The organism is Fluviicola sp., assembly GCF_030151805.1.
Lineage (GTDB): Bacteria > Bacteroidota > Bacteroidia > Flavobacteriales_D > Crocinitomicaceae > Fluviicola.
On record NZ_JASLCN010000299.1, the window covers coordinates 1 to 12,302 of the forward strand.

8 protein-coding genes are annotated in these 12,302 nt (G+C 42.9%); 3 read left to right on the forward strand and 5 right to left on the reverse strand.

Annotation, left to right across the window (positions count from 1 at the left end):
- Window positions 1–2,004 precede the first annotated feature (2,004 nt).
- Window positions 2,005–2,142, reverse strand: a complete 138-nt coding sequence (locus Q1V93_RS19395; RefSeq protein WP_367183791.1) for a hypothetical protein — start codon at window positions 2,140–2,142, stop codon at window positions 2,005–2,007.
- Between the two features lie 201 nt (window positions 2,143–2,343).
- Between Q1V93_RS19395 and Q1V93_RS19400 the strand changes: the two genes are divergently transcribed.
- The 3 genes from Q1V93_RS19400 to Q1V93_RS11490 all read left to right on the forward strand — a co-directional run bounded on the left by Q1V93_RS19400 (window position 2,344) and on the right by Q1V93_RS11490 (window position 4,986).
- Window positions 2,344–2,805: an amidohydrolase family protein gene (locus Q1V93_RS19400; protein WP_367183792.1), complete on the forward strand. Its 462-nt coding sequence runs from the start codon at window positions 2,344–2,346 to the stop codon at window positions 2,803–2,805.
- 19 nt (window positions 2,806–2,824) lie between these two features.
- A complete protein-coding gene (locus Q1V93_RS11485) occupies window positions 2,825–4,102 on the forward strand; it encodes an amidohydrolase family protein (protein WP_300664823.1) in 1,278 nt (425 codons plus the stop codon).
- Window positions 4,103–4,386: 284 nt separating this feature from the next.
- On the forward strand, window positions 4,387–4,986 hold the full coding sequence (locus Q1V93_RS11490) for a superoxide dismutase (RefSeq protein ID WP_300664824.1): 600 nt from the start codon (window positions 4,387–4,389) through the stop codon (window positions 4,984–4,986).
- A 75-nt stretch (window positions 4,987–5,061) separates the two neighbouring features.
- Here the strand turns inward: Q1V93_RS11490 and Q1V93_RS11495 are convergent, their stop codons facing one another.
- The 4 genes from Q1V93_RS11495 to Q1V93_RS11510 all read right to left on the reverse strand — a co-directional run.
- Window positions 5,062–6,696, reverse strand: coding sequence for a choice-of-anchor L domain-containing protein (locus tag Q1V93_RS11495; RefSeq protein ID WP_300664825.1), 1,635 nt, complete (start codon window positions 6,694–6,696; stop codon window positions 5,062–5,064).
- An 86-nt stretch (window positions 6,697–6,782) separates the two neighbouring features.
- Window positions 6,783–7,028, reverse strand: a complete 246-nt coding sequence (locus Q1V93_RS11500; RefSeq protein ID WP_300664826.1) for a NifU family protein — start codon at window positions 7,026–7,028, stop codon at window positions 6,783–6,785.
- Window positions 7,015–8,109 (reverse strand): Mrp/NBP35 family ATP-binding protein, encoded by a 1,095-nt coding sequence (locus Q1V93_RS11505; RefSeq protein WP_300664827.1) that lies wholly within the window; start codon window positions 8,107–8,109, stop codon window positions 7,015–7,017. The genes Q1V93_RS11500 and Q1V93_RS11505 overlap by 14 nt, the downstream gene beginning before the upstream one ends.
- 97 nt (window positions 8,110–8,206) lie before the next feature.
- Window positions 8,207–12,302: Ig-like domain-containing protein (locus Q1V93_RS11510; RefSeq protein ID WP_300664829.1), on the reverse strand; the 4,096-nt coding region annotated here is incomplete at its 5' end.

Below are 12,302 nucleotides of genomic sequence, written 5' to 3' on the forward strand. Positions count from 1 at the left end.
ATTGACGGAAATCACGCCGTTGTGGTTCCTTCTTTTATCGAAGTCAACAGCACCATGGGAATTTCTCCGGACCAAAAGGCCGAAAACAAAACCGGTCCGTATTATTGGAATCATTCCATTCGTTCTGATTTTGATGCCGTTGATTGGTACAAGACGGACGAAAAAGTCCTTTCGGAATACCAGAAAATGGGCTTCGGATCAGTTTTAATCCATCGCCACGACGGATTGGCCCAGGGATATGCTCCGCTCATTCAATTGGGGGTAAAAAATCTGGATCAACAGATTTACAGCAACAGGCTGGCATCTTTTTATTCCTTCAGAAAAGGAAGTTCACAACAGGATTATCCGAGTTCCCTGGTTGGTGCAATTGCTTTATTGCGACAAGCTTTCTATGATGCACAATGGCATTCCGAATATGGAAAAGACGCTAATTACAGTTTGGAAGCTCTGACGCAGCAATTAAAAAAGCCCACTTTCTTTACCCTTGATGATAAATCCGATGTGTTTCGTGTCAAATCATTGATGCGCGAGTTCAAACGCGATTTCACTGTGATCGGAACAGGACAAGAACAATTCTTAGGAAGTGTGTGGGACACTTTGAAAATCCCATTGGTTATTCCCATCAACTTCCCGGAATCGTTTGATTTAAAAGATCCGTACCTCGCTCATGAAATTCCGTATGGCGAATTGAAAATCTGGGAAATGGCTCCGAAAAACCCGGCTTTCCTGATGAAACATAAAGTTCCATTTATCACTTCAGCTTCCGGTCATACTGCCGCAGCAGATTTCTGGAAACACATTCACCAGGCTTTGGCTGCAGGCTGGAGTGTAAATGATGTGCTTCGTTCCCTGACAATTGCCCCGGCAACGTTATTGGGAGTTCAAAAAGAAATCGGAACGATTGAAACAGATAAATGGGCAAATTTCGCGGTTTACGATCAGAATCCGTTCCTGTACCAGGCAAAAATACTGGAAGTATATTCGAAAGGAGAACGCAAGGTCTTTCAAAATATGCCGATTGCCGATATCCGAGGAACTTACAGTTTGAATATCGACGGTTCCAAGTTTCTGATGGAAATAGCAGGAACCGCAAACCAACCGGAAGGAAAAGTGAAAATGGTGCGTACGGTTCAGGACTCGCTTACCTTCGCAAACAAATCAGATACACTAACCAGCACTGCAAAGATTTCAGTCATCAACAACGACATTGCCATTCATTTCGTACAGCAAGTCGATTCGGAAAAACAAACCTTCAGTCTGAAAGGAGATATCAATCCGCGGGTATTCATTTTTGAAGGAGAAGGAACCAACAACAAAGGAAAATGGATCAAGTGGAGCGCTTTCCGCAGTAAGAAATTCGAAGCAAAAGATGAAAACAAACAAGTCTGGACCTTGGATACCTTAGCCGTTCCCGGAACGCGTTTTCCGAACAATGCTTTCGGATTTGCCACTCCTCCGAAACAAACGACGATCATTTTCGAACAGGCAACCATCTGGACGAATACGGATGAAGGAATTATCCAGGAAGGAACTGTGATTGTTGAAAACGGAAAGATCAAAGCGATTCACAAAGGTTCCGGAACCTATCTGAAACCCAAAGATGCGATCGTGATCAATGCCAAAGGAAAAATTCTGACAACCGGAATTATTGACGAACATTCACACATTGCACTTACGCGTGGTGTCAACGAAGGCGGGCAAACGATCAGCTGTGAAGTCCGGATGGAAGATGCCCTGAACGCAGACGATATTGATATTTACCGTCAGCTTGCTGGAGGTGTTACCGCTGCTCAATTGCTTCATGGTTCCGCCAATCCGATCGGCGGTCAATCTGCTTTGATCAAATTGAAATGGGGACATTATCCGCAGGATCTTTTAATCAAAAATGCTCCGAAGTTTGTCAAATTCGCTTTGGGAGAAAATGTGAAACAAACGAACTGGGGCTCCGGAAACCGTTTCCCGCAAACGCGTATGGGAGTTGAACAGGTTTACATCGACGCATTCTCACGTGCTTTGGCTTATCATCAGGCAAAGAATCCAACAGGAAAGCACAAAGACAAAAACGCTGTACCTCCGGCAACGGATCTCGAACTCGAAGCACTCTATGAAATTGTGAGCGGTGAACGAAAAATCACCTGTCACAGTTACGTGCAGTCAGAAATCAACATGTTGATGCACGTTGCCGATTCTTTTGGATTTAAAGTAAACACCTTCACCCACATTTTAGAAGGTTACAAACTGGCCGACAAAATGAAAGAACATGGAGTTGGTGCTTCTACGTTCTCCGATTGGTGGGCGTACAAATTCGAAGTACTGGATGCCATTCCTCAGAATGCAGCAATGATGACCAATATGGGGTTAACCGTTGCAATCAATTCGGATGATGCTGAAATGGGAAGACGTTTGAACCAGGAAGCGGCGAAAACCATCAAATACGGTGGAATGACGGAAGACCAGGCCTGGAAAATGGTGACTTTGAATCCGGCAAAACTCTTGCACCTGGATGACCGCATGGGAACTGTTCAGGTTGGAAAGGATGCCGATTTGGTTTTATGGACAAACAATCCGCTGAGCATTACTGCAAAACCTGTTTATACGGTTGTTGATGGAGAAATCCTGTTTGATGCTCAGAAAGATTTTCAGATGCAGCAGGAAATCGCTGCTGAACGAGCACGGATCATCGCAAAAATGTCGGAGGAAAACAAGAAAGGTGAACCGACCAAAACATTCAGCCGCAAGCGCCGCGGACATTTCCACTGCAACACCTTAGGCGAAGAAGAATCTTTTGAAACCAATGAACATTAATTATTCAAACAAATTCAGCATGAAAACAATCAGTTATTCTTTCCTGATCCTGCTTGCATTTGTAAGCAATAGTTACGGTCAGAAAAAGTATTCAAAAATCCTGCTCGAAAGCGCAACCGTGCATATCGGAAACGGACAAGTGATCGCAACAGGAACCATCGGAATTGAAAACGGAGTCATTACCGTTGTTCGAAATACACTCGCTTACACCTACAACAAATCGGATTGGGACACAGTCATCAATCTGAGCGGACATCACATTTATCCGGGTTTCGTAGCCCCGAATTCCACTTTGGGATTAACGGAAATAGACGCTGTAAAAGCTTCCAAAGATTTCCGGGAATTAGGCACTTACAATCCGCATGTTCGTGCTCAGATTGCCTACAATTGTGAATCGAACGTGATTGAAACCGTTCGCACGAATGGCATTCTGATCATTCAAACAACTCCCAGAGGCGGAAGAATTTCCGGGCAATCCAGTTTGATGACCAGCTCTTGCTGGAATTGGGAAGACGGAACTGTAAAAGCAGATGACGGCATTCACATTGAATGGCCTCCGGCTTACAGTCGTTCCTGGGGAGATCCGCTTGCCAAACACAATGAATCGTACGAAGATCAGAAACGGGAAATGCTCGCATTCTTAACCGCCGCAAAAGCTGCTGCAAACACAAAAAATCCGGCAACTCCACTTCAGTACAGCGCACTGAGCGAGTGCTTCACGGGAGAAAAACGCTTGTATTTTCACGCAGAAGAAGCACAGCAAATCAATGATATCCTGGATTTGATCACCGAACTGGAAATCAAATTCCCTGTTATTGTTGGCGGATATGAAAGCTACCTGGTTGCGGATCGCCTGAAAATTAAAAAAGTTCCGGTAATGATTGGCCGTTTGCATGCTTTACCGCGCCACGAAGATGATCCTTTTGATTTGCCTTACAAACTTCCATTCCTGCTTCAACAGGCGGGAGTTCAATTCTGTTTGCAAAACGAAGGCGATATGGAAGCCATGAATGCGCGAAACCTTCCTTTTCTTGCAGGAACGGCCATGTCTTATGGTTTGACAGAAGAAGAAGCCATTCGTTCCATTACGTTAAGCGCTTGCGAAATTATGGGTATTTCAAAATTCTACGGAAGCATTGAAGTTGGTAAAAAAGCAACTTTATTCGGATCGAACGGATCTGCTTTGGAAATGAAAGGAAATCAGGCTTCCGTGATTTTGATCAACGGAGAGTTTGTTCCGGTTTCCAATTTCCAGACCCGATTGTATGAGAAGTATAAAAAGAAATACGGGAAGTAAACAATAGGGATATCTGTTCTTCATGGTAAAAAACAAACCACAATAGACACATAGCGATTTATTCAATTGAGAATAATGTAACAAACAGAATCGTTAAAACTATGTGTGCTATGTTTCTATGTGGTTCGAAACAAAAACAACGCCAATCGATCGGGCAATCTGAAACTTTTCTTTTGAGTGAGTATACAAGCATTTAACCTTTCCTAACAAAAGCTTCTTACAGATTGAATCGGCTTTTTCAATTTTGTTTCCTATTTTTGTTAGACAACATAAATTAAAATATTATGGCATTCGAATTACCAAAATTAGCATATGCATACGATGCGTTAGAACCGTACATCGATGCTCGTACAATGGAAATCCACTATACAAAGCATCACCAGGCGTATGTCACAAACTTAAATAATGCAATTGCAGGAACGGATCTGGAAGGAAAATCCATTGAGTTCATTTTGCAAAACTGCAAAGACAAACCTGCTGTTCGTAACAACGGAGGAGGTTTCTGGAATCACAACTTGTTTTGGGAAATCATGGCTCCAAAAGCCGGAGGTGTTCCAACAAGTGAATTAGCACAAGCAATCAATGATGCTTTCGGAACATTCGAGCATTTCAAAGATGAGTTTGCAAAAGCAGCAACAACACGTTTCGGTTCAGGCTGGGCATGGTTGTGTGTTGAAGGAGGTAAATTGGTTATCTGTTCTACTGCAAACCAGGATAACCCAATGATGGGTGAAGGTTGTAAAGGAACTGCAATCCTTGGATTGGATGTTTGGGAACACGCTTACTATTTGCATTACCAAAACCGTCGTCCGGATTACATCAATGCATTCTTCAATGTGATTGACTGGAACGTGGTAGCTAAAAAATATGCAGCTGCGAAGTAAGAAAATAGTATCACAGATAAGTAAAAACCCCGGCTCGTTATATAAAACCGGGGTTTTCTTTTGAACTTTAACGGCTTATTTCGTAACAATTAACCTTTTTGGAGCAGACTGATCCAAACGGATCAAATAAACTCCCTGTTTCAGATGGCTGATATCCAGAACCGTTTTCAAGCTGTCGGGATAAACGGTTGAGACGACTGTTCCGTCCACAGCGATTACCTGAATGGTTCTCACTACATGATCTACAGCGACCTCAACAGACTTTACTGCAGGATTCGGGGAAATACTCCATTGAACTTCTTTTAATTCATTCAAGCCAAGATATGGCGTTCCATTGCTTTCTATTCCATTCGGAAGAATCGCATAATCCGCACCCAAAACTTCCCCATCTTCAGGAACTGTAAAGAACAAGGTATCGGTGTGCGGAATATAGGGAACATCAACTAACAAATAATACGTGCCGGCTTCTACGTGTTCAATGGTGTAAGTTCCATTTGACGCTGTAAAAGCAAATCCCCTGGTTTCATGAGTCTGGGCACTTTTCAAAAGCATCAGCGCTCCTTCAAAAGGAACAGTCAACGATTTCAAATACGATGTATCTACAACAATGGTTCCTGAAACACTTCCTGTTGCATCCAGGACATCCAGCGTATCCGCATTGATATCTGCGTTGTTCAGGTAACACGGAAGACCAATTGCATCAGCACCTGTCCAGGTAGAACTTGTAGCAAAATAAAGCGGAACTGCTCCGGGAAACAAAACGGGATCCGGAGTAAAGCGAACGTGATACAAACCAGTCGGCAAACTATCCGCTACATAAGATCCGTTCGTTACATTCACCGTTTCAACCGGAACTGCAAGCAGAGTATCCTGAATGAAATTGAAAATTTCCAGAGTTCCTTCCGCAGGCTGACCATTTACTGTCAAACTTCCCGAAATATCGTTGTTTGCTTCCTGCTCATCCAGAAAAATCGCTGAATCGTAAATTCCATCCGAAACATCCGAGATGACCAGCTTGATGTGATAGGTATTTCCTATCTGAGCATAGAATTTCGCTTGCAGGGGAACTGTATAAGCATCAAAAACAAAATACTGGGAATTTGGCCCGGAAGCATTGTCGATGTAATATTGGGAATTGACATACTGATTGATCGAATTGATCTCAACCGGAATTCCTGTTCCGGGAACCTGCGCAATATTTACAGGAACTCCTCCATTTTCAGATACAAGGAATAAAAAGCGGTCATTGTAAGTCGTATTCGAATATTCCGGGTATTCTTCCGAAGCGAAAATGTAATTGAACCGGATGGTATCGGAAATGATCGGTGTGAAATCAAAGTAAACGGCAATCGCATCAAAGCTATAAGCTCCCTGGCCTGTCAGATTACCATATTGAATGATGTCGTAATCTCCGGGCATGTTCATGTTTACACTTGAAAAAACAGATGAGGGAGCACTCGACAAATTGGGAAATCCGGTTGAAAGAACCAAACCGCTGTTAACTCCTAAAGCGGCTCCATTTTCAAAACGGGCGATCTGATTTTGAGTTCCCTGGATTCCGACATTCGTGATTCCCTGACATTGAACTCCAAAGATATTGGTTATCAAAACTTCCAAATCCGGAACTCCGGAATAAACCAACTGAGAATCAGAAAAATTGGAATAAGAAAGAAGGAGAGTAATAACAAGAGTTAATTTCAACGTTTTCATAGTACGGGTTGTTTCTTTCGACATAAGCTAGACGCCATGTGTCAAAAAAAGTTGCACTATGCTCTTTCAATTAACTAAAAAAATAGCTACTCAACAGCCTCAACAGCAGTGATTTCGGGAGCAACTTTCTTCACAGCTTCTTCCAAACCTGCTTTGATCGTCATCATACTCATCGAACAATCGCTGCATGCTCCAAGCAATCGTACCTGTACCACACCTTCATCGGTAATATCAACCAATTCCATATCACCTCCATCGGCATTCAAGTGAGGTCTTAATTCACTCAATGAAAGATTTATTTTGTCGGTTAATTCCGTTTTATTTAACACCATCTTTTTGTGTTTTTATTGCTTTACGTGCTTTGATCACGTTTACCTCGTCTACAAAGATACGCACTAATTCTTCAAAAGCTAATGCGGTTGGCGTATTTTCCTGAAATACAGCAGGTCTTCCCACGTCTCCCGACTCACGAACACCCTGCACCAATGGAATATGTCCTAAAAACGTTTCATTCATTCCCGCAGCAAGGTTTTTCACTCCGTCTCTTCCGAAAATGTAATATTTGTTCTCCGGTAATTCAGCCGGTGTAAACCACGCCATATTTTCAACCAATCCAACAATCGGAACATTGATCGTATCCAGTTTGAACATGTTCACTCCTTTTCTCGCATCAGCAAGTGCCACTTCCTGCGGAGTACTTACAATCACCACTCCATCCAAAGGAACCGTTTGCACTAATGAAAGGTGAATATCTCCCGTTCCCGGAGGAAGGTCGATCAATAAATAATCCAGTTCTCCCCAGTAAGCATCTGTAAACAACTGCGTCATTGCCTTGGCAGCCATTGGTCCGCGCCACACGATTGCTTCGTCATTTTGGGAAAAGAATCCCATGGACAAAATCTTGATCCCATAACTCATCACCGGATTGATCATCGGTTTTCCTTCTACATCCAGCATCGTCGGTCTTTCCCCTACTACGTCGAACATCGTTGGAATACTTGGTCCGTAAATATCTGCATCTACAATTCCCACACGAAAACCGGCTTTTGCCAATCCTCCGGCAAGATTTGCCGTTACAGTTGATTTACCAACACCTCCTTTTCCGGATGCAATAGCGATGATATGTTTGACTTCCGGAAGAATTTTACGGTGCGTTTCGCGTGCTTCTGACGGCAATCCTTTGACCATGCAGGTAATTTCAACCGCTTCTCCGAAAACGCGTTTCAAATTGAATTCTACAGCTTCCTGCATCCGTTTCCGTGCATGCAGTGCCGGATTGGAAACATAAATTGTCAGAGTAATCTTCGAACCCTCAATTTGTAAATCTTCAACAAAGTTGAGTGTTACGATGTCTTTCTTTAAATCGGGCTCTAAAATCGTTCCCAATACCTCCAAAACTGCTTCCTTGGTCATATGCTTGAATTATGGTACAAAAATACTGATTCGAAAGGGAAGAATGAATTCTTCGTTCAATAAAAAAGTCCTCTGAAAATTCAGAGGACTTTTAAAATTATGGTCTTATTGCCGGTTTAGGTGTTCTTACCGGCGTAGTTGTTGTCGGTTTAGTTACCTCAGGATTTATAACTGTTCCCGGTCTTACTACGCGAACCGGTTTCGTTTTGTTTTCATCATCTGTGCTTCCACCTTCAGCTCCTGTTGGCCCTCCATTCCCTTTTCCAGGATTCGATTCGTCTGTTCCATCCGTATTATTTCCATGGCCATTGTTTCCTTGCTGCCCGTTTGTAGCATTCGAATTGCCGTTCGGGTTCACACTAATCAAACACGATTTACTATCTGTTCCGGAAGTATTTCTTGCCGTAATGATCAACGGAATGGAAACCGTAGAAGCATTAATATTGATGATGAAAGAGAATGTCAATACATTACTTTCCATGCTTGAAGAAAACTCTACGTTTTCACCATTATACAGAATGCTCACCTGCCCCGCATTTGCCACATGTTCTATTGTTCCGGTAATCGTTACGTTCCCTGCAGCTAAAACTGCCGGACAACGTATCGGATTTTTCAATGTAATGACCGGTGCAGGAATCACTTCCGGCGCATTGTAAATAACCATCTTCGTATCTGTTGCAGTTCCGCCAGCTGTAACTGCCGTTGCAACAATCACATTTGTTCCTAAAACGTAGCTTGCGTTGAATTTCACAGCTCCTGAAGATGCTTTGAAATCAAAGTTGGTCATAACTCCGTTCAAAGTCACAGAAACCTGGGATGCAGAAGTAACACCTGTCGTTGCAATCAGAATTGTCTGAGCTGACTGATCCGTTTCCAAAGGAGTAATTGACGGACTTGTAATCTCAATCGTCGGAGGAGTAACAACCACCAAATCATTTCTCAGAACATTGATCGTTTTGGAATCTTTTCCGCATCTGTTCACAACCTGGATCGTAATCGCATTCGCTCCCAGTGCCAGGCTTCTCGAAATAGTAATTACTCCTGTCTGCTGGTTGTATACAAATGCAATGTTCTGTCCATTATGCAGAACTGAAATGTTCTCCTGGTTTTCCGCATTGGAAACCGTTCCCGACAAACTGAACGCATCCGAAGTAACCGTTGCCCCGTTTGCAGCAGAGCTATTGGTAATTGTCACTACCGGAGGTTTACAAACATTCCGGATCACTGTCCATGTCAATTGTTTCGATCCGCATTCGTTTCTCACCAAAGCAACAATGGTATGTGTTCCTTCCGTTAAAGCTACGTTTGCAGATATCATGTGAGCTCCTTCGTCATATGTGAATGGAATAGTCACTCCATCGATCTTCAATTCGATTTGAGATGCCTGTTTGATATTACTCACCGAAGCACTCAATGAAATGGTTTCAGATTCCGTCACCAACTGATCGGAAGCAGGTTTCAGGCGATTAATATCCGGAGCAACACAAGGGTCCACTTTCGGTGTCATGATAACGATGGAAGTAACGCTTGTAAATCCACATGAATTCGTTGCTTTGATCTCAATGGAATTCGCCCCTTCGATCAGGTTCAATGATTTATCAAAGTCGGAAGTGGAAGCATTGAATGTTCCTGCTGTTTGCAAACTTCCGTTCAAGTATACTTCGATCTGATTCACGGAAGTCACATTTGCAACTGCTGCTTTCAAAGCAAACAAGGCATTTTCAACCGTTGAATTCTGTGTATTCGGGTTTTTAAAGGTAATAACCGGTTTGTTGCAAGGAACTTCGATTTTCTTGTAGATCACCGATGTTGAAGCGGTATGACTTCCTCCCTGATTTGTTGCAGTAACCTCAAAAATGTTATTCCCTGAATTCAAGGTATGATTAAATGTAATCTCATTCGTTGCAGGATTGAATGTCCAGAAGCTTGGATTCACAATCAAACCGTCTTCTTTTACAGTGATCTGAGCTTGCGTAGTTACATTCGTTGCGTGTGCTTTCATCACATAAGCTTCGTTCGAAACAACTTGTCCCGGACTTGCAGGATTGATGAATGTCACAAACGGTGGCTTGATGACCTCTTCTCTTCTGAAAATAATCTGTGTTTCGTCTGATGCCGTCCCCGCAGAATTTGTTGCTGTGATTTTCACGGTGTTTGTTCCCAGAATCAACGGAGTATTCATTTCCAACACTTTTGTTGAAGTCGAATACGTGAATCCACTTGCCGGGTTCCCATTCACCAATACCTGGATTTGCTGTTGATTATCCACATTCAGTACGGTTGCCGTAACATTGCTGTTTGCAACATTCACTGTGTACGGATTTGCTGCAGGATACGTAATCGTTACCACCGGAGGCAATGTCGGATTCGGAGCGCGGTAATTGATCAAAGTCGTTTTCGAATCTGAACCAGCCGCATTCGTTGCAGTAATCTCGATGACATTCGAACCATTGACCAAACCGGTTGTGAATTCCATCATTTCACTGGATGCAACATAATTGAAATTCGTAGAAACCTGTCCGTTGATTTTCAAAACGATCTGACTTGCAGCCGCGACAAAGCGTACACGTGCTTTTACCAGATATGTAGCGTTAAATGATGTTGCCGGATTGACGTTCGGATCAATGAACGAAACAACCGGGGGCTGAACCGTAACCGGTTTTCTATATAGAATCGTTTGTGTTTTACTGGCTGTTCCGGCAGTATTTGTTCCGGTTACTGTAATAATATTTGCCCCTTCGATCAGATTCACAGGGAAAGAAGCCAGGCTGTTTGTAAATGTAAAATTGGTAATGTTTGCTCCGTTTACATTCACATTCACACCGCTTTGATTTGCAACATTCAGAACCGAAGCTACCACGTTGTAACTTGCCGAAGTGGTAGAATACGGATCCACATTCGGGTTGGTAAACTGAACAACCGGAGGCTGAACAATTGCTGCGGGTTTGTAAATAATGGTCGTTTGTTTCGAATCCGAACCATCAGCATTCGTTCCTGTTACCGTTACAACGTTTGCTCCCGTAACCAGGTTCAATGTTTCAGTTACGCCATTTGTTCCGGCATTGTAATTGAAATTCGGCAAGCTTGCTCCGTTCAGAATCACTTTAATCTGACTCTTTTGTGTAACGTTCAATACCGTTGCATTCAAATTGTAAACACTGCTTGAAGTTTCCAGCGGGTTTGTTCCCGGATTTGTAATGGTTACAATCGGAGGTTTCGGAGCAATGCGGTTGAAAATAATGATCGTAGTAGCTGAAGCAGAACCTGCGGTGTTCGTTCCGATGACTTCAAACACGTTTTGTCCCGGATTCAAAATCACGCTACTCACAAACTTATCTGTTTGTGCATTGTAAGCAAAGTTGTTATTAATCGTTCCGTTTTGTTTAAATGTTACATGTTGTGCATCTTGTACATTCAATACATCTGCGTTCAATGTGAATGTGTTTTGATTAACAGTGTACGGATTGATATTCGGGTTCACGAAATAAACAACCGGCGGCTGAATAACCTGTTGAGGTTGATAAATAATTGTCGCGGTTTCACTGTCAGAACCATATTGATTGGTTCCGGTTGTGGTTACAATGTTTGAACCGGTGATGAGGTTCAGAGTCGAAGTAATTCCTCTTGTCGAACCATTGTAATTGAAGTTTACAGCTGCTCCGTTCAAAGTCATCGTGATCTTATCTTTCCCGCTTACGTTCAGAACAGTTCCGGTCAGGTTAAATGTCGGATTCTGAACCGTTGTCGGATTCGAATTCGGGTTCGAATAGGTCACAACCGGCGGTGTCGGAGTTTCTCTCACATAATTGATTACTGTTTGATCCATGTCGGACCCGAAATCATTTGTTCCGGTTAACTCAAAGGTATTTTGTCCCGGAATGAGCGTTACCACACTTTGGAATTCCTGGGTAGACGGATTGAACGTAAAGTTCGTGATGTAATTTCCATTTTGGCGGAAAACCACATTTGAACTTGAATTCACGCGCTGAATGCGTCCTTTAATCACATAACTGCTCGAATTCACCGTTGTTCCGGTGACACTCGGATTGGTAATATCTACGATCGGAGGATTTCTTACCGGCTGAGTCCATTCAGGATCAGTTACAACCGGGTTCGTCACAACCGGCGGACGCACTGTTGTATCTTGGTAAGTCGTGCGGTCGTAATGTCTTCGGATATGGAATCTCAAATAG